The sequence below is a fragment of the Neoroseomonas eburnea genome, assembly GCF_018129005.1.
Taxonomy (GTDB): Bacteria; Pseudomonadota; Alphaproteobacteria; order Acetobacterales; family Acetobacteraceae; genus Neoroseomonas; species Neoroseomonas eburnea.
Map to the genome: position 1 here is coordinate 69,423 of NZ_JAAEDL010000018.1, position 18,370 is coordinate 87,792.

At 71.7% G+C, this 18,370-nt stretch carries 16 protein-coding genes; 6 read left to right on the plus strand and 10 right to left on the minus strand.

Features of this window, described 5'->3' with window-relative positions; genetic code table 11:
- Window positions 1-128 precede the first annotated feature (128 nt).
- The gene (locus tag GXW74_RS17880) at window positions 129-338 is read left to right on the plus strand and encodes a hypothetical protein (RefSeq protein WP_211847896.1); all 210 of its coding nucleotides are present in this window, start codon (window positions 129-131) and stop codon (window positions 336-338) included.
- Here GXW74_RS17880 and GXW74_RS17885 read toward each other — a convergent pair whose 3' ends face one another.
- The 3 genes from GXW74_RS17885 to GXW74_RS17895 are packed head-to-tail and all read right to left on the minus strand — an operon-like array spanning window position 339 to window position 3,748.
- Window positions 339-1,109, minus strand: a complete 771-nt coding sequence (locus GXW74_RS17885) for an SDR family NAD(P)-dependent oxidoreductase (RefSeq protein ID WP_211847897.1) — start codon at window positions 1,107-1,109, stop codon at window positions 339-341.
- Window positions 1,106-2,068 carry a 3-hydroxyacyl-CoA dehydrogenase family protein gene (locus GXW74_RS17890; protein ID WP_211847898.1) on the minus strand — a complete coding sequence of 321 codons (963 nt, stop codon included), beginning with the start codon at window positions 2,066-2,068 and terminating at the stop codon, window positions 1,106-1,108. The genes GXW74_RS17885 and GXW74_RS17890 overlap by 4 nt, the downstream gene beginning before the upstream one ends.
- A gap of 3 nt (window positions 2,069-2,071) precedes the next feature.
- Window positions 2,072-3,748: a thiamine pyrophosphate-binding protein gene (locus tag GXW74_RS17895; protein ID WP_211847899.1), complete on the minus strand. Its 1,677-nt coding sequence runs from the start codon at window positions 3,746-3,748 to the stop codon at window positions 2,072-2,074.
- 77 nt (window positions 3,749-3,825) lie between these two features.
- Between GXW74_RS17895 and GXW74_RS17900 the strand changes: the two genes are divergently transcribed.
- Both GXW74_RS17900 and GXW74_RS17905 read left to right on the plus strand, forming a co-directional pair.
- Window positions 3,826-4,758, plus strand: coding sequence for a Bug family tripartite tricarboxylate transporter substrate binding protein (locus GXW74_RS17900; protein ID WP_211847900.1), 933 nt, complete (start codon window positions 3,826-3,828; stop codon window positions 4,756-4,758).
- Between the two features lie 190 nt (window positions 4,759-4,948).
- Window positions 4,949-5,407, plus strand: a complete 459-nt coding sequence (locus GXW74_RS17905; RefSeq protein ID WP_211847901.1) for an amidohydrolase family protein — start codon at window positions 4,949-4,951, stop codon at window positions 5,405-5,407.
- 219 nt (window positions 5,408-5,626) lie between these two features.
- Here the strand turns inward: GXW74_RS17905 and GXW74_RS17910 are convergent, their stop codons facing one another.
- The 7 genes from GXW74_RS17910 to GXW74_RS17940 are packed head-to-tail and all read right to left on the minus strand — an operon-like array spanning window position 5,627 to window position 13,473.
- On the minus strand, window positions 5,627-6,160 hold the full coding sequence (locus tag GXW74_RS17910; protein ID WP_211847902.1) for a carboxymuconolactone decarboxylase family protein: 534 nt from the start codon (window positions 6,158-6,160) through the stop codon (window positions 5,627-5,629).
- A 54-nt stretch (window positions 6,161-6,214) separates the two neighbouring features.
- Window positions 6,215-6,694, minus strand: coding sequence for a MaoC family dehydratase (locus GXW74_RS17915; protein ID WP_211847903.1), 480 nt, complete (start codon window positions 6,692-6,694; stop codon window positions 6,215-6,217).
- Window positions 6,691-8,322, minus strand: a complete 1,632-nt coding sequence (locus tag GXW74_RS17920) for a hydantoinase B/oxoprolinase family protein (RefSeq protein ID WP_211847904.1) — start codon at window positions 8,320-8,322, stop codon at window positions 6,691-6,693. The genes GXW74_RS17915 and GXW74_RS17920 overlap by 4 nt, the downstream gene beginning before the upstream one ends.
- Complete coding sequence (locus GXW74_RS17925) at window positions 8,319-10,388, minus strand: hydantoinase/oxoprolinase family protein (RefSeq protein WP_211847905.1); 2,070 nt, start codon at window positions 10,386-10,388, stop codon at window positions 8,319-8,321. Before GXW74_RS17925 ends, GXW74_RS17920 begins: the two co-directional genes overlap by 4 nt.
- 21 nt (window positions 10,389-10,409) lie before the next feature.
- Window positions 10,410-11,774 (minus strand): TRAP transporter large permease, encoded by a 1,365-nt coding sequence (locus tag GXW74_RS17930; protein WP_211847906.1) that lies wholly within the window; start codon window positions 11,772-11,774, stop codon window positions 10,410-10,412.
- On the minus strand, window positions 11,771-12,406 hold the full coding sequence (locus tag GXW74_RS17935; RefSeq protein WP_211847907.1) for a TRAP transporter small permease subunit: 636 nt from the start codon (window positions 12,404-12,406) through the stop codon (window positions 11,771-11,773). Before GXW74_RS17935 ends, GXW74_RS17930 begins: the two co-directional genes overlap by 4 nt.
- Complete coding sequence (locus GXW74_RS17940) at window positions 12,403-13,473, minus strand: TRAP transporter substrate-binding protein (RefSeq protein ID WP_211847908.1); 1,071 nt, start codon at window positions 13,471-13,473, stop codon at window positions 12,403-12,405. Before GXW74_RS17940 ends, GXW74_RS17935 begins: the two co-directional genes overlap by 4 nt.
- Before the next feature lie 237 nt (window positions 13,474-13,710).
- Here GXW74_RS17940 and GXW74_RS17945 point away from each other — a divergent pair, with 237 nt between their 5' ends.
- The 3 genes from GXW74_RS17945 to GXW74_RS17955 are packed head-to-tail and all read left to right on the plus strand — an operon-like array spanning window position 13,711 to window position 18,342.
- Entirely contained in the window at window positions 13,711-14,670 is a 960-nt protein-coding gene (locus GXW74_RS17945) for a Bug family tripartite tricarboxylate transporter substrate binding protein (RefSeq protein ID WP_211847909.1), read from the plus strand.
- Entirely contained in the window at window positions 14,663-16,735 is a 2,073-nt protein-coding gene (locus tag GXW74_RS17950) for a hydantoinase/oxoprolinase family protein (RefSeq protein ID WP_211847910.1), read from the plus strand. Before GXW74_RS17945 ends, GXW74_RS17950 begins: the two co-directional genes overlap by 8 nt.
- The gene (locus tag GXW74_RS17955; protein WP_211847911.1) at window positions 16,732-18,342 is read left to right on the plus strand and encodes a hydantoinase B/oxoprolinase family protein; all 1,611 of its coding nucleotides are present in this window, start codon (window positions 16,732-16,734) and stop codon (window positions 18,340-18,342) included. The genes GXW74_RS17950 and GXW74_RS17955 overlap by 4 nt, the downstream gene beginning before the upstream one ends.
- Window positions 18,343-18,370 lie beyond the last annotated feature (28 nt).

Consider the following 18,370-nt stretch of genomic DNA (forward strand, 5'->3'; position numbering starts at 1 on the left):
TCGTCTTGGCGCCATGCTGCGGCGCGAAATCCGTCGCGGCAAGGCGCGGCGTTAACCGGCGGGCAAGAGGGATGCGGTTTGCTGAGGGGGACCGCAAACTGCGGTGCATCTGTCAGAAAGGCCAAGAAATGCCCGACCTGGCTCCCCCCCGCCGTCAGCCCGAGGACCTGTCCTCCGTCGCCCTCCTGGAATCCGCGAAGGGCGCGGAACTGCACCTGCGCAGCCAGGAGGGCACGCTGCTGCGCGTGCCGCTCGGCGATGCGGACCACCTGCGCGGCCTTGCCGCGCTGGCGCTGATGGCCGGCGCGCTCGGCGCCATGGCGGCGAAGACCGCCTGATCAGCGGCTTTCGAGCGTGAGCCCGCCATCGACCACGATGGTCTGGCCGGTGACCATCGCGGCGCCGGCCAGCAGGTAGACCATCACCTCCGCAAGGTCGGCCGGCTGGCAGCGGCGCTTGAGCAGCGCCTTCTCCGCGCTCGCCTTCCGGCGATCCTCGGTCCACTCCACCATCCAGCTGGAATCGACCGCCCCGGGCGCAATGGCGTTGACGCGCACATCCGGCGACAGGGCGCGGGCGAGGTTCTTGGTCAGGCTGATCACGCCCGCCTTGGTCGCGCCGTAGGCCATGGACGATCCCGGGCTGTCGAGGCCGGCGATGGAGGCGACGCTGACCACCGCGCCGCCCGCCGCCTTCAGCGCCGGCGCCGCCGCCTTGGTGCAGCGGAAGACGCCGAGCAGGTTCACGCTCAACACCGTCTCCCACAACTCCTCGGTCAGGCGGTCGAGTTCCTGCGGGCGGATGATGCTGCGCGTGCCGGGCGTGCCGGCATTGTTGACCAGGTAGTCGAGCCGGCCGAGATCGGCGACCGCCTGGTTCACCATGCGCACGCAATCCTCGGCATCGCCGACATCGCCAGGGGCGGAGACGGCATCGCGGCCATTGGCGCGCAGCTTCGCCACCACCTCCGGCCCGCGCGGGTCGTCGGCCAGGTGGTTGATCGCGACCTTCGCGCCCGATTCCAGCAGCATCACCGCGGTGGCGAGGCCGATGCCCGAAGCGGCGCCGGTGACCAGCGCCGTCTTGCCCTTGAGGTCATAGCGGATCATGCGTCGCGCTCCAGTCCTGCCATGGTGCCGATCTCCCTGAGTGCCTTGCGCAGCGCGAGGAGGCGGCGGTCGCGCTCCTCGAACAGCGCCGCAGGGTCCTTGCCGCCCCAGTCGTAGAAGCCGGCGCCGGACATGACGCCCGTCCTGCCGGCAGTGACCAGCGCATCGAGGCTCTCGCTGCGGCCGCGCACCGGCGGCGGCGTGTACATCCTGTTGCGCAGCGCGTGCTGCATCATCGGCAGGCCGGTGAAGTCCGCCTTGGCCAGCACGCCGAGGATGGGCAGGCGCAGCGCGATGCCATGGATGATGGCGGCATCGATCTCCTCCGGCGTCGCCACGCCGTCGTCGAGCAGTTGCTGCACCTCGAGCCCGATCGCCGATTGCAGCCGGTTGGCGATGTAGCCGGGGACGAATTTCCGCATGACGATGGGCTGCTTGCCCATGGCGGCGACCATGGCGCGCACGGTCTCGATCGCCGCGGGATCGGTTTCAGGCCCGCCGACGATGTCCACGAGGTCGACGAGATAGGGCGGCGTGTACCAGTGGGCGATGAGCGTCGTCCGCTGCCGCGCCGCGGGCATCAGCGGGAAGATGTCGAGGTAGGAGGTGTTGGAGGCGATGATCGCCCCGGCCGGCGCAACGGCGTCGAGCTGCGCGTAGAGCGTGCGCTTGGCGTCCGGGTTCTCGACGATCGCCTCGACGATGAGGTCGGCGCCGTCAACGCAATCGGCGAGCGCTTCATGGCGCGTCACGGCCTGCGCGAGATGGGCCGAGGTCCAGCCTTCCGGTGCCTCCCCCGCCGCGGCCAGCGTGGCGAGCGCCGTTTCCATCAGCCCCTGCGCGCGGGCGAGCGTCTCCCTGCTGTTGTCCGTCAGCCGGACGGAATGTCCGCCGAGGGCGAAGACCAGCGCGAGGGCGTGGCCCATCGTCCCGGCGCCGAGGACTGCGACACGTGCCATGGATCATCTTCCTTCAGGGGCCCAGGGCGCGGGGGCGCGGGCCTCGATGTCGGTGGCGACGTCCACCACCATGGTGTGGTCGGCCGCCATGGCGCGTCGCAGCGCCGGGGCGATGTCCTCCGGCCGTTCGACGCGGATGCCGTCGAGGCCGAAGGAGCGCGCGACCTGGGTGAAATCGGTGGGGCCGAAGCGCAGCAGCTCGGCCGCCGCATCCGGCCGGTTGCCGGCCTGGCGCACGAGGTTCGGCCAGCCCTGGCCGAAGCCGGAATTGTTGTTCACCACCAGCGTGACGGCGATGCCGCGGCGGCGCGCGGTCTCGAGCTCCGCCAGGTGGTAGTAGAGCGCGCCGTCGCCGGACCAGCAGACCACCTTGCGGTGCGGCGCGGCGCATTTCGCCCCGAGCGCGGCCGGGAAGGACCAGCCGAGCGAGCCGGCGGCGCGCAGATAGGCCTGGGTCGGCTCGATCTCGACCAGCGTGCCGGTCCAGATGCCTGAATAGCCGGTATCCGCCACCAGGATGCCGTCGGCGGGCAGTGCCGCGGTGATCTCGGCCGCGAGGCGCGCCGGGTCGATGGGCGATGCCGTGCTGGCGAGGCGCGGCGCGATCGCCGCGCGCCACGCCGCCACGTGCGCCTGCGCCGCCTGGAGATAGGCCATCTCGCGCACCGGCTTGCCGAGTTCCGCGGCCAGCGCGCGCAGCCCCGCGCGCGGATCGGCCTGGACGGCGACGATCGCGGGATAGGAGCGGTCGAATTCCAGCGGGTCGGCGTCGATCTGCACGATGCGCGATCCTGCTGCCGGCGTGCGCCAGTAGTTGGTCAGCATGTCGCCGGTGTCGGCACCGACCATCAGGATCAGGTCGGCCTCCTGCAGGATACGGTTGGCCGGCGGCGCGGCATAGGCGCCGGCGACGCCGATGTGCAGCCGGTGGCGCGTCGGGACGATGCCGCGCGCACCGAGCGAGGTCGCGATCGGTGCGGCGAGCGCCTCCGCCACCGCGAGCAGTTCCGCGCCGCAGCCGGACAGGGAAGCGCCGTCGCCGGCGACGATCGCGACGCGCGGCGCGGCGAGCAGCGCCCGCGCCGCGGCGGCGACGGCCGCGGGATCCGGCTCGGGGCGGTGCAGCGGCGTGCGAAAGGCGGAGAGATCCGCCGGCGGCCCGGGAACGGCGCCGGCCTCCACCACCTCCGCCTGCAATCCGAAGAGGTCAAGGTGCACCGGGCGCGGCGGGGTCGCCGTGGCGGCGGCGAAGGCCTGGCGCAGCGCGCGCGGCAGGTCGGCCGCCTCCGCGACATCGGCACGGTACCTGGTGACCGGCGCGAAGAGCGGCGCGTGGTCCAGTTCCTGGTAGGCGTTGCGATGCTGGTGCGCCGGCACCTTGCGCCCGGTCAGCGCGACGATGGGCGTGCGCGCGAGATAGGCATCCTGCAGGCCGGCCGCGAGGTTCGCGGCACCGACCGACTGCGCCGCGACAATCCCCGGGCGCCCGGCGACGCGCGCATGGCCGTCGGCCATGTAGACCGCCGCCTTCTCGGTATGCGCGAGCACCGGCGCGACGCCGGCTTCCGACAGGGCGAGCAGCGTGCGCCGCAGCACCGCATCGACGAAGAAGACATGGGTCTGGCCCGAGGCGGCGAGGCTCGCCGCCAGCCAGGCGCCGCCGGTCATCATCCCGCTCATGCGCCTATCGCTTCCTCCGTTCTTGCGGCTAGCCTGCCGTCATAGGCCTGCGCCGACAAGCAGGCAGGAGGAAACGGATGAGGATGATGTGGGCCGCGCTCGTCGCGGCGCTGGTACTGCCTGCCCTGCCCGCGCGGGCGCAGGTGCAGATGATCGTGAACTTCGCCGCCGGCGGCCCGACCGACATCGTCGGCCGGCTGATGCAGAACGAGATGGCGGCGGCGCTCGGCCAGCCCGTCGTGGTGCGCAACGTCGCCGGCGCCGGCGGCACCATCGGCACCGCGGAGGCGGCGCGGGCGCGGCCGGATGGGCAGACGATCCTGTTCTCCCCGGTCGGGCCGATGGCGATCCAGCCGCATTTCCGGCGCGGCCTGTCCTACAACCTCGCGAGCTTCGCCGCGATCTGCCAGGTGGCGGACAGCCCGGTGGTGATGATGACGCAGAAGAATTCAGGCCTGCGCACCGTCGCCGACGTGGTGGCGCGCGCGCGGGCGCAGGGCACGGGCTTTCCCTTCGCCTCCACCGGCGCGGGCAGCATCCCGCACATCTCCAACGTCGCCTTCATGCGGCTGGCGAACATCGAGATGAACCATGTGCCCTATCGCGGCTCGGGCGAGGTGATGCTCGCATTCCAGCAGGGCCAGGTGCAGCTGTTCACCGACCAGACGCTGCTGATCCGGCAATACGACCTGCATGCCCTCGCCTTCCTGACCGAGCGCCGCAACCCGGACTTCCCGGAGGTGCCGACGATGCGCGAGCAGGGCTACGACCTGGTCTACACGATCTGGTCCGGCCTCTACGTGCCGGCCGGCACGCCGGAGCCGGTGATGGCGCGGCTGGAAGCGGCCTGCGAACGCACCATGCGCCACCCGGAGGTGGTGGCCGGGATGAACCGCGTGGCGCAGCCGATCATGTACCGCAACCGCGCGGACTTCGCCGCCTTCTCGCAGAGCGAGAGCGAGAAGTTCCGCGCGCTGATCGAGGCGGCGGGGCTGCGCGCCGCCGAATAGGCCCGGTCGCCGGCGCCGCGCGCCGGCCGCGGCCTGGGGCCGGCGTGCCGGCAGGGCGGGTCATGCCCGCCGCACGCCCCAGAAGCTCGGCAGGCCGACCGGGATGCCGGTGATGGTCTTGCGGTGCGCCGTCATGCGCGAATACTCGCCGAGCGGCAGACGGGGCAGGTCCACCCAGAAGCGCTCCTGGATGGCGCGCGACCGGCTGCTGCCGGCCTCCGGCATCTTCCACGACATGTCCGAGGAGGAGGTCCGCCGCAGCAAGGCGCATCCGCTGTCGATGATCGGCAGCGATGGCGGGCCGCTCGCGAAGCAGCCGCATCCGCGGCTGTGGGGGACCATCCCGCGCGTGTTCGGGCACCATGTCCGCGAGTTCGGGCCGCTCGACCTCGAAACCGCCATCCACAAGATGACCGGCCGCACCGCCATGGTCTTCGGCATCGAGGACCGCGGCAGCATCGCGCCCGGGGCCTACGCCGACCTGGTGCTGCTGGATGCGGCGACGGTGAAGGACCGCTCGACCTGGGAGGACCCGGTGCAGCCGGCGGACGGCATCATCGAGACCTGGGTGAACGGGGAATCCGCCCATGTCCACGGGCATGGCGTGACCGGGGCTCGTAGCGGGAAGCTGCTGCGGCGACAGGCGTGACGCAGGGAGGGCGCCGCCCTCCCTGCACCCTCCCGCCAGGTGGCAGGGCCACCTGGACCGCCCGGACTCATACCAGCGGCACGAGTTCCTGACTCGTGCCGAGGCGGCGCATGCGGCCTGCCGGTCATCCGGCGAAGCCCAGCAAACCGGAGGTCTGCGCCCGGCGTCCGAGGGCACGAACAGGCTGGTACCAGCAGCCGCGAATGGCGGCCGTCGGTATCAGGCCGCCGGCAGGGGGTCGGTGCCCTTGATCTCCAGCGCTTCCAGGACGCGGGAGACGCAGTTGTAGCCGGCGATGGTCACGGTCAGCTCGACGAGCTGCCGAGGCGGAAACAGGTCGCGCACGGCGGCGGCGACCTCGTCGGGGACATGGACGTCGTTCGTCATGGCGTCGCAGTAGGCGAGCGCGGCGCGGTCCGTGGCGTCGAACAACGCGCTGCCCTCCCAGGCCGGCAACGCGTCGAGCTGCGCCTGCGTCATGCCCTCCGCCAGGGCGATCGGCGCATGCGCGTCCCATTCGTAGGTCGCGCCGTTGATCGCGGCGATGCGGCAGATCACCATCTCCCGCAGCCTGCCCGGCAGGGTGGAGTTCCAGCGCACCGCATCGAACATGGCGATCCAGCCCTGCGCGATCGGCGGGGCATGCAGCAGCATGCGGTGCAGATGGCCGATCTTCCTGCGGGAGGCGCGGATCGCCTCCGCCGCGGCCTGGAGATCCGGCTGCGCGGGATCGGCATAGGGAATGCGGGCCATGGGTGCGGTTCCTCCGTTGCGCCGAGTGTGGCGTGGACGGAGGGAGCCGTGAAGTCAGCCCGGGCGGCGGCGCAGCAGGTAGCGCTGGCGGCCGTCGAGCACGAGTTCGCCCTTCTGGTTGTGCACGGTGCTGCGCAGGCCGATCACGCCGGTGGTACGCTGCGGCGTGATCTCGTCCACCTCCAGCGCCGGGTAGAGCGTGTCGCCGACGAAGACCGGGTGCAGGAAGCGGCTCGACTGGTCGAGGAAGCCCTTGAGGCTCTCCTCCACCATGTGCGGGAACATCCCCGCCCCCGCCGCGGTCTGGATCACCACCTGGAAACCATGCGCGAGCATGTGCGGCATGCCCCGCGCGCGGCAGTATTCGGCGTCGTAGTGGACGGGATGGTTGTCGCCGGAGGCGGCCTGGAAGGCGAGGAAGATCGCCTCCGTCATGGTGCGGCTGGGCAGGACGAAACGCTCGCCGAGGGTGAAATCCTCGAACCAGCGCTGCTGGGGGACCATGCGGTGGGCGGTGGGGTCGAAGCCGGTCATGCCTTCACGTAGCCGAGTTCACGGTCGCGCGCGACATCGGCCGCATCGCGCGCCGCCGGATCGCCGAAACCGCCGCCGCCGGAGGTTTCCAGCCGTACGATGTCGCCCTGCAGCAGGCGCACGCCGTCGGACTTCGGCGCGATGGGCGTTTCCACGCCACCGCGGATGCGCACCAGCCGGCCGAGGCTGCCCGGCCCGCCGCCCGCCAGCCCGTAGGGCGGGAAGCGGAAACGGTCCATGTTCGCGGTGAAGACACCGGCCGGACTGTCCAGGCGCCATTCGCGGAACAGGCCAAGCCCGCCACGGTGCTTTCCCGCCCCGCCCGAGCCCGGCAGCAGGCCGTAGCGGGCAATGGTCAGCGGCATCTGGCTCTCGATCATCTCGACCGGGATATTGGCGTTGTTGTGCATGCCGAAGGACCAGGCGCTGACGCCGTCCTTGCCCGGCGCGGCGCCGGTGCCGCCGATCTCGATCTCGACCAGCACCTCGCGCCCGCCATCGGCCGCCTCGGTCTGGAAGGTGGCGACGTAGGAACCGCCGTAATAGGCCGCCGGCATGCGGTCGGGCAGTGCCTGGTGCAGGCAGCCGAACATCACGTTCGCCAGACGGTGCGACACCGCCACGCGGTGCGCGACCGAGGCCGGCGCGCGGCAGGCGGTGACGCTGCCGTCGCGGTGCCGGATGCGGATCGGCCGGTAGCAGCCGGCATTGGCCGGCATGGCGCCATCCGTCGCGGCGATGATCGAGTAGTAGACCGCGCAGTTGGACATCGCCGGCGTGCAGTTGATCGGGCCGCGCTGCTGGTCGGCGCAGCCGGTCAGGTCGACCTCGATCTCGTCGCCCCGCACCGTCAGGACGGCATGCAGGCGGACGGGCTCGCCAGAGACGCCGTCATCGTCGAGGAAGTCCTCGAACTCGTAGCGGCCGTCGGGCATGGCGCGGATGGCGGCGCGCATCGCCGCCTCGCTCATGTCGAGGATGCGCCCCGTCGCCTCCAGCAGCCCCGGCGCGCCGTAGCGCTGCGCGAGGCGACGGATCGACGCCGCGCCGACATCCAGGCTGGCGAGCTGCGACTGCAAATCCCCCAGCATCAGCGCCGGCTTGCGCACGTTCTGGCCGATCATCTCCCAGACCGCGCGGTTGAGCCGGCCGTTCTCGATCAGCTTCAGCGGCGGGATGCGCAGGCCTTCCTGGAACACCTCGGTCGCCGTCGCGGCGTAGGAGCCAGGCGCCATGCCGCCCATGTCGATGTGGTGGCAGAGCGCGCCGACATAGGCGACGCGCTTGCCCTCATGCATCACCGGCTTGAAGACCAGCACGTCGTTGAGGTGCTGCGCGCCGCAATAGGGGTCGTTGGTGGCGACGACGTCGTCGGGGCCCCATTCCTCGGCGTTGACGAAGCGGTCGAGCAGCGTGCGCAGCGCCGCGCCCATGGAATTGAGGTGCTGCGGGATGCGCGCCGATTGCGCGACGTTGTTGCCTTCCGCGTCGAAGACGGCGGTCGAGTAGTCCAGCAGCTCCCGCACGATGGTCGAGCGGCTGGTGCGCCAGATGGTGATGTCCATCTCGGCGGCCGCGGCGGTCAGCGCGTTGCGGATGACCTCGATCTCGATGGGGCCGAGCGTCATGGCGTCTCCCTCCGGGCCATCAGCGTGCCGGCGGCGCCGAGCCGCGCCGTCCAGCCGCGCGTGATCCAATGGGTGGCGAAGGCTTCCTCGACGATGGCGGGGCCTTCGATGGTGTCGGCAGCGGCCATGGCCTCGCGGTCCCAGACCGGGATGTCGCGCCAGGCGCCGCTTTCGAAGACGCGGCGCATGCCCTTGCGCGCGGGCCGGTCGACGGGCGGCGGGTCGCCGGGTTCCGGCTTGTCCAGCAGGCCGGTCGCGATGGCGCGCAGCGTGACGATCTCCACCGGATCGCCGGGATTGGCGTAGGAGAAGCGCTGGCGGTGCGTGGCGTGAAAAGCCTCGACCAGGGCGGCGATGTCCTCGGCGTCGGGCGCCGCGATCTCGCCCCAGGGGATCAGCAACTCGAAGGCCTGGCCGTGGTAGCGCATGTCGGCGGCGATGGAGATGCGGCGGCGCTCCGGCGCGATGCCGTCCTGCGCCAGGCGCGCATCGGCCTCGGCGCGCAAGGCGGCGAGGGTTTCGAGGATGCGCGGCAGGCTGGCCGCCTCGGCGCGCATCACGCGCGACCGGGCGATGTCCTGCGTCAGGTCGGAGAACAGGATGCCATAGGCGGACAGCGTCCCCGGCTCGCGTGGGAAGGCGACCTCGGTGATGCCGAGTTCCGCCGCCACCTCCGTCGCGTGCAGCCCGCCGGCGCCGCCGAAGGAAAGCAGGCAGAAATCGCGCGGATCGAGCCCCTTCTCGAACAGCGAGAGCCGGATCGCCGCGCCGAGGCTGGCATTGGTGACGGTCAGGATGCCCTCGGCCGCCTGCTCCACGCCGAGGCCGAGCGGCCCGCCGACCCGCGCCTCCAGCGCCGCCCGCGTCGCCGGCATGTCGAGCTTCATCATGCCGCCGAGGAAGAATTCCGGATCGAGCCGGCCGAGCGCGAGGTTGGCGTCCGTCACCGTCGGCTCCGTCCCGCCGCGCCCGTAGGAAACCGGCCCCGGCCGCGCCCCCGCGCTGCGCGGCCCGACCGTCAGCCGCCCGCCGGCATCGACGGCGGCGATGGAGCCACCGCCGGCGCCGATGGTGCGCATCTCGACCATCGGCAGGCGCACCGGCAGGCGGTCGATCTCGCCCTGGGTGATGACGGCGACGCGCCCGTCCTGCACCACCGAGACGTCGAAGGACGTCCCGCCCATGTCCACCGCGACGAGGTTCGGCCGCGACAGCAGCCCCGCCAGCCGCCCCGCCGCCAGCGCCCCGCCGGACGGGCCGGAGAGCAGCAGCCGCGCCGGCTGTTCGGCCGCCATGCGCAGGCTGCACACGCCGCCATTCGACTGCACCAGGAAGACCAGCGGCTGGAACCCGCCCTCCCCCAGCCGCGCCTCCAGCCGGTCGAGATAGGCCTTCACCACCGGCACCAGCAGCGCATTCAGCACGGTGGTGGAGGAGCGTTCGTATTCGCGGATCTCCGGCGAGATCTCCGACGACAGCGACACCGGCAGGTCGGGCCGCGCGGCGCGCAGCATGGCGGCGAGCCGCTGTTCATGCGCCGGGTTCGCATAGGCGTGCAGCAGCGACACCGCGACGCAGTCCGCACCGAGCGCCGCGATGCTGTCGAGCAGCGCCGGGATCGCCGCCTCGTCCAGCGCGATTTCCGCCGTGCCGTCCGCGCGCATCCGTTCCGGCACGCCGAGCCGCCGGTCACGCGGGATCAGCGTCGGGAAGGGGTCCGGCGCCAGGCCGTAGATGTCGCGACGGACATGGCGGTTGATCTCCAGCACGTCCTCGAAGCCGGCGGTGGTCAGCAGCACGCCGCGCGCGAGCTTGCGTTCCAGCACCGCATTGGTCGCGATGGTGGTGCCGTGCAGCAGCAGGCCGACCTCGGAGAGTGCGAAGCCGAAGCGTTCCGCCGCCTCCGTCACGCCGCGCAGCAGGCCGATGGAGGGGTCCTCCGGCGTGGTCGGCGTCTTCCAGGCACGGGCGATGCCGTGGCGGGCATCGAGGATCTGCAAGTCGGTGAAGGTGCCGCCGATATCGACCGCGATGCGGACGGGGCGGATCGTTTCAGTGCTGGACACGCGGGACGTTCCTGAAGTGGTTCAACCCATGACGGCCGGCAGCCACAAGGCGAGGCCGGGGAAGATCATGAGGATGGCGACGGCCAGAAGATAGACCGCCAGGAAGGGCATGACGCCCATGAAGACATCGGTGATCGGCCCGGGGCGGCTGCGCATGCCTTGCAGCACGTACATCACCGTGCCGTCCGGCGGGCTGATCTGGGCGATCTCCACCAGCATGGTGACGATCACGCCGAACCAGATCGGGTCGTAGCCGAGTGCCACCACGATCGGGAACACCACCGGCACGGTGGTGATGATCATGGAGAAGCCCTCCATGAAGGTGCCGAGCGCCACGTAGAGCGCGATGATGCAGAGCATGATCCCCCAGGGCGGGATCGGCAGCCCGGCGATCAGCCCGGCCAGCGCCTGCGGCACGTTGATCGTCGTCAGGATGTAGTTGAGCAGGTAGGCGCCGAACAGGATCAGCCCGAGCAGCGCCGTGTTGCGCGCTGTCGCCTCGGCCGAGGCGTTCAGCATGCGGAAGGTGAGCTTCCGATCCAGCGCCGCGAAGACCGCCGCCCCCACCACGCCGAGCGCCGCCGCCTCGGTCGGCGTCGCCAGGCCGCCATAGATCGAGCCCAGCACCAGCAGGATCAGCAGCAGCGTCGGCACCAGGTCCACCAGGGCCCGCAGCTTCACGCCGAACGGCACGCGGTCCGGCTTCTCCATCCTGTGCGTGAAGCCATGGGCCAGGATCACCAGGATGAACAGCCCGGTCACAAGCAGGGATGGGATCAGCGCGGCGATGTAGAGCGCGCCCACCGAGGTCTCGGTGATCAGCCCGTAGATGATGAAGGTGATCCCCGGCGGGATGAGGTTGCCGAGCGCCCCGCCCGCGGCGAGCGACCCCAGCACCATGCGCTGGCTGTACTTCGTGTCCTGGAAATAGGGCAGCGCCACCGAGCCCATGGTCGCCGCCGTCGCGACCGACGACCCGGAGATGGCCGAGAACACCGCGCAGGAGACGATGTTGGTGTGGAGCAAGCCCCCCGGCATGCGGTTCAGCCAGACGTTCAGCGCGCGATACAGCCGGTCCGACAGCCCCGCCCGCAGCAGGATCTCGCCCATCAGCAGAAACAGCGGCACGGCCACCAGCACGAAGTTGGAGGACGGCGCCCACAGCGTCTGCCCGAGGAAGTCCCACCAAGGCCGGTCGGAGAACATCAGCCCGGTCAGCACGCCGAGCACGCCGAGCACCGCCGCGATGTAGACGCCCGAGCCGAAGAAGACGACGAAGACCCCCGTGAGCATGAGGATCTCGGCGACCGGCACCGCCTGGCCGCCGGCCGCCGCCGCGAAGATGGTGACGCCGAGCAGCGCCAGCAGGAAGACGATCGCGATCACCGGGCCTCGCCCTCATGCGCCATGGCGACGGCCTCCAGCGCCTCATCCGTCTCGTCTTCCAGCGTGCGGGAGCCGAGCAGCCCGTCGAGCGCCGCCCCCTGCCCCGCCAGCCATGCCAGCACCGCTTCGGCCAGCAGCACGAAGCAGGAGAGCACGAAGGCCGAGATGCCGAAGGCCCAGACGCCCTGCGGCCAGACCAGTTGCAGCCGCAGCGCCGAATTGTCGTGCGCGTCGAACAGCGCGCTCTCGTCCACCAGTTCCCAGGCGGCCCAGGCAATGAAGGCGCCGAGCGCCGCCAGCAGCGTCAGCGCCAGGATATGCAGCGGCGCGCGCAGGCGCACCGGCAGGTGGTTCACGAAGACGTCCACCCGGATATGCGCACGGCGGAACAGCGTATGCGCGAGCGCCCAGGCGATGCCGCCGGCCAGGATGTAGCCGGTGATCTCCACCGTCGCCTGGGAGGAGAAGCCGAAGAAGGCCCGCGCGACGATGTCGAAGGTGATGAACAGCGCGCAGGCGATGTAGGCCCAGCCTGCGACATGGGCCATCAGCGTCGCCAGGGCGGCGACCACGCGCCGCAGCGCGCGGACCGCCCGGAACGGCGCCGCGACCGGGCCGACCGCCCCGCTCACCCGCCGAAGCGCACGCCGGAAATCGGCGCGATCACCTCGTTGTAGACCTCGCCGCAACGGGCGCCGCAGCGGCGCACCCAGCCGGGCAGCACCACCTCGCGGAAGATGCGGCGGGCCTCGGCGCGGTCGGCATCGGTCGCCGGCACCTCGGTCATCGGGCGGGCGGCGACGGTATGGATGCGGCATTCCGCGGCGCGGCCGATGTTGCAGTCGATGCCGTCGCGCGTCGCGGCGGCACCGAGCTCCCACTGCTTGTCGGCGACCTCCTTGATGGTCGCCTCCAGGAAGGCGCGCACCTGCGGGTCGAGCCGGTTCCACCAGGCCAGGTTCACCATGTAGCCCGCGACGGCCCAGGACACCGGCAGGTTGGAGATGTGCGTCGTCACCTCCGGCCAGCGCGCCGCGGCACCGGAGCCCGATCCGGTGATGGCGCAGTCCACCACGCCGCGTTCGAGCGCCGAGTAGACTTCCGGGAAGCCGATGCTGACCGGCTGCGCGCCGAGGCTGTTGAAGAAATCCACCAGCGAATTGCCGAAGGTGCGCACCCGCCGCCCGCGCAGGTCGGCGAGGCTGGTGAAGGCGGCGCGGCAGAACACCACCTGCGCCGGGAAGGGATAGAGCGCGACCAGCCGCGTGTTGAACCTTTCGAGGTCGCGGTTGGCCGCCGGGATGATCGCCTCGGCGATGCGCTTCGCGTCCGCCATGTCCGGCGCGAGGCCGGCGAGGTCGACGCCGTCGAGGATCGGCACGTCGCCCGACAGCGTCGTCAGCGTGCCGGCGCCGATCTCCACCTGGCCGGAGCGCACCAGGCGCACGATCTCGTTGCCCGCCAGGTTGCGTTCCGCGTGGGTCGAGAGCGTGACCTGGATGCGCCCGTTGCTGCGCTGCGCCGTGGCATCGCGCAGCACGGGAATGTCGACGCGCGTGTATTGCGGCTGGGTCGGCAGCGGCTGCGTCACCGCCACGACGCGCAACTGCGGACCGGCGGGCAGGCTCGGCACCTGCGCGAAGGCGGGAACGGAAACCGCCGCCGAGGCGAGAAGCCCGGCAATCATGCGTCGCAGCATCGCGACCTCCTCCTGTTGACCGGGCCGGATCTTCCGTCAGCCCACGGCGCGACACTCGATCACGGTCCGGGAGATGCGTCGAGTGGCCGCGCCGTTCCCGCGGCAGGCACGGCGCACCGCGATGCACGATGCGGCGGCAGCGGCCGGCGCATCTGCCCTTCTGCGCGGCAGGGAATGGAGGGGTTTCGCAGTCGCACACTCTGGATCATGCTCGCGGCGTCGCCGGGAGCATCGACCATGACGATCCGCCGCCGCAGCCTGCTCGCCGCCAGCCTCGCACTGCCGGGCATCGCCCGCGCGCAGGGTGCCGGGGGGTATCCGAACAGGCCGATCCGCCTGATCGCGCCCTTCCCGCCCGGCGGCGGCGTCGATCTCACGGCTCGGCTGCTCGCCGAACCGCTCTCGCGCGAGATCGGCCAGACCGTGGTGGTGGAGAACCGCGGCGGCGCCGGCGGCGTGATCGGCGTGGAGGCGATGAGCCGCGCGGCGCCGGACGGCTACACGCTCTCGCTGACGGGCGCGGGCACCATCACGGCCGGGCCGCACCTGCGGCGGCTTCCCTATGAGGCGCTGGGGCTCACGCACATCACGCGGCTGGTGCGCATGCCCTTCATCGTCGCCGTGCGCACCGACCTGCCGGCGCAGACGCTGGCGGAATTCCTCGACCTCGCGAAGCGGCAGGAGCTGCGCTACGCCTCGGGCGGGCTCGGCACCAGCCAGCATCTGACGGGCGAGCTGTTCAACCAGATGGCCGGGCTGCGCATGGTGCACGTGCCCTATCGCGGCACGGGGCCGGCGCTGAACGACCTCGCGGCGAAGGTCGTGGATCTCTATTTCGGCGATCCGGCGACGCTGTCGCTCATCAATGCGGGCGGGGCGCGGGCGCTGGCGGTGACCTCGCCCCGGCGCTGGCCGCTGCTGCCCGATGCGCCGGCGGTGGCGGAAGGCGTGCCGGGCTACGAGAGCGAGAACTGGTACGGCCTCGCCGCGCCGCCCGGCCTGCCCGCCGAGATCCGCCGCGCCATCCATGCCGCCGTGGTCAAGGTGATGCGCGACCCGGCCAATGTGCGCCGCTTCGACGAGGCCGGGCTGCATCCGGCCGTGATGGAGCTTGCTGAATACGAAGCCTTCCTCCGCGCGGACTCCACGCGCTGGGAAGGCGTGGTGAGAACGGGGAACATTCGTATCGATGGGTGAAACGCGCCTGGCCGTCGACATCGGCGGAACCTTCACGGATCTCGTGCTGCAGACGCCGCGCGGCACCCATGAGATGAAGCTGCTCACCACGCCCGAGGCGCCCGAGCGCGCGGTGCTGGACGGTGCGCGCGCCATCCTCGCCGCCGCCGGCTGCGCGGCCTCCGAGGTCGGGCTGGTGGTGCACGGCACGACGCTCGCGACCAATGCGCTGATCGAGCGCAAGGGCGCGCCGACCGCGCTGCTGACGACCGAAGGCTTTCGCGATTCCGTCGAGATGGCCTACGAGCATCGCTTCGAGCAATACGACCTGTCGATGCAGCGGCCGGAGCCGCTGGTGCCGCGCGACCTGCGCCTCGGCGTGCGGGAACGCATGGCGGCGGACGGCTCGGTGCTGCTGCAGCTCGACGAGGACGGGCTGCGCGCCGCCGCGCGGGGCCTGCGCGACCGCGGCATCCAGGCGGTCGCCGTCTGCTTCCTGCATTCCTTCACCAACCCGGCGCATGAACGCCGCGCGGCGGAGATCCTCGGCGAGGAGCTGCCGGATGCGGCGATCACCATCTCCGCCGAGGTGGCGCCGGAGATCCGCGAGTACGAGCGCGCCTCCACCACCATCGCCAACGCCTACGTGCTGCCGCTGATGGGGCGCTACCTGGCGGCGCTGGAACAGGGGCTGCGCGATGCCGGCCTGGCCTGCCCGCTGCTGCTGATGATGTCCTCGGGCGGCGTCACCACGGTCGAGACGGCGAAGCGCTTCCCGGTGCGGCTGGTGGAAAGCGGCCCGGCGGGCGGTGCGATCCTGGCGCAGGCCGTCGCGGCGGAGAACGGGCTCGGCGAGGTGCTCGCCTTCGACATGGGCGGCACCACGGCGAAGCTGACGCTGATCGACCGGCTCGAATTCCAGCGTTCGCGCTCCTTCGAGGTGGCACGCGCCTACCGCTTCATCCAGGGCAGCGGCCTGCCGGTGCGCATCCCGGTGATCGAGCTGGTCGAGATCGGCGCCGGCGGCGGCTCCATCGCGCGCGTCGATGCGCTGGGGCGCATCCTGGTCGGGCCGGACAGCGCGGGCAGCGTGCCCGGGCCGGCCTGCTACGGGCGCGGCGGCACGGCGCCGACGGTGACCGATGCGGATGCGGCGCTCGGGCGGCTCGACCCGGCGCGCTTCGCCGGCGGGTCGATCGCGCTGGACGTGACGAAGGCGGAAGCGGCGGTGGACGGGGGCATCGCCGCCCCGCTCGGCATGGCGGCGGCGCAGGGCGCGGTCGGCATCGCCGAGATCGTCGACGAGACCATGGCGAACGCCGCGCGCGTGCATGCGGTGGAGAACGGCAAGGACACCGCCGGGCGCGCGATGATCGCCTTCGGCGGCGCGGCGCCATTGCATGCGGCGCGGCTCGCGCAGAAGCTCGGCATCGCGCGCGTGGTGGTGCCGGTGGGCGCGGGCGTGGGGTCCGCGCACGGGTTCCTGCGTGCGCCGATCGCCTATGAGGTGGTGCGCAGCCGGCACATGCGCCTCGATGCCTTCGATCCGGCGGCGCTGAACGCGCTCTTCGCCGAGATGCGCGCGGAGGCGGAGGCGGTGGTGCGCATGGGCGCGCCGACCGAGGCGCTGACCGAGACCCGCACGGGCTTCATGCGCTATCGCGGTCAGGGGCACGAGATCGCCGTCGCGCTGCCGGCCCGCGCCTATGGGCCGGGCGACGCGGCCGCGCTGCGCAGCAGCTTCGAAGCTGCCTACATCGCGCTCTTCGGCCGCGTCATCCCGCGCCTGGAGGTGGAAGCGATGACCTTCGCCCTCTCGCTCTCCGCCGCACGGCCATTGCCGGGGCAGGTCGCGGACCCGCCCGCCCTCGCCGCCCCGCCGCCGCGCGGCATGCGCGACGTGACCGACCCCGCGACCGGCGCGACCGAGGCCGCCGCGGTGCATGAACGCACGGGGCTCTCGCCCGGCATGGCGGTGCCCGGCCCCGCCCTCATCGTCGAGGACGGCACCACCACCGTCGTCCCGCGCGGCTTCACCGCGCGCGTCAACGCACTCCGTCAGCTCCTCCTGGAGGCCGTGGCATGAACACCGACATCCGCTTCCAGGTGATGTGGAACCGCCTGCTCTCGGTGGTGGAGGAACAGGCCCGCACGCTGGTGCGCACCGCCTTCTCCACCAGCGCGCGCGAGGCGGGAGACATCTCCGCCGGCGTCTTCGACCTCGAAGGCCGCATGCTGGCGCAGGCGGTGACCGGCACGCCGGGGCATGTGAACTCGATGGCGCGCAGCGTGGTGCATTTCCTGCGCGAATTCCCGGCGCATACCATGAAGCCGGGGGATCACTACATCACCAACGATCCCTGGAAGGGGACGGGGCATCTCTACGACCTGGTCGTCACCTCGCCCGCCTTCCACGACGGCAAGCTGGTCGCGCTGTTCTCCTCCACCACGCATATCGTGGACATCGGCGGCGTCGGGCAATCCGCCGAAGGCAAGCAGGTCTTCCACGAGGGGCTGTTCATCCCGCTCATTCCGCTCGCGCGCCAGGGCGTGGTGGATGAGACGGTCATGCGCATCATCCGCGCCAATGTCCGCGAGCCGGTGCAGGTCGAAGGCGACGTCTTCGCGCTGATGGCCTGCAACGAGACCGGCGAGAAGCGGCTTTCCGCCATGATGGCGGAGAACGGGCTCGCCGACCTCGACGCGCTGGGCGAGTTCATCATCTCCCGCTCCCGCGCCGGCATGGCGGCGGCGATCGGCAAGCTGCCCAAGGGGACCTGGAAGTCCCACATGCGCATCGACGGGGTGGACAGCCCGATCGACCTGCACGCCACGGTGACGATCGCCGAGGACCACATCGCGGTGGACTATGCCGGCACCTCGGACGCCGTGCCCTTCGGCATCAACTGCCCGCTCTGCTACACCGAGGCCTATACGGCCTTCGGCGTGAAATGCGTGGTCGGCGCCGAGATCCCGAACAATGCCGGCACGCTCGATGCCGTCATCGTCACGGCGCCGGAGGGCTCCATCGTCAACGCGCCCTTCCCCTTCCCGGTGACCGCGCGCTCGACCATGGGGCACATGCTGCCGGACGTGGTCTATGGCGCGCTCGACCAGGCGATCCCGGGGCGGGTGCCGGCGGAGGGCACCTCCAACCTGTGGAACCTGAAGCTCGGCGCGGGGCCCGGCTACACCGGCGCCCGCGGGCAGGCCTTCATGATCACCTCCTTCCATTCCGGCGGCGCCGGGGCGCGGCCGAACCTCGACGGGCTCTCGGCGACCCCCTTCCCCTCCGGCGTGCGCAACGTGCCCGTGGAGGTGACGGAGGCGATCACGCCGCTGGTCTTCTGGAAGAAGGAACTGCGGGAGGGCTCGGGCGGCGCCGGGCGGCAGCGCGGCGGGCTCGGCCAGGTGATCGAGGTCGGCCGGCGGGACGGCGAGCCCTTCGGCATCTTCGCGACCTTCGAGCGGGTGAAGCATCCGGCGCGCGGGCGCTCGGGCGGCGCGAACGGCGCGCGCGGGCGGCTCTCCCTGGCCTCGGGGCAGGAGCTCAAGCCCAAGGGCTTCCACGTCGTCCCCGCCGGCGACCGGATCCTGGTGGAGATGCCCGGCGGCGGCGGCTACGGCGACCCGGCGGAACGCGACGCCGAGGCCGCACGGCGAGACCGCGCGCTCGGCTACACGCGGGAGTGACATCGGCCAGTCAGTTCCGCAACCGGAA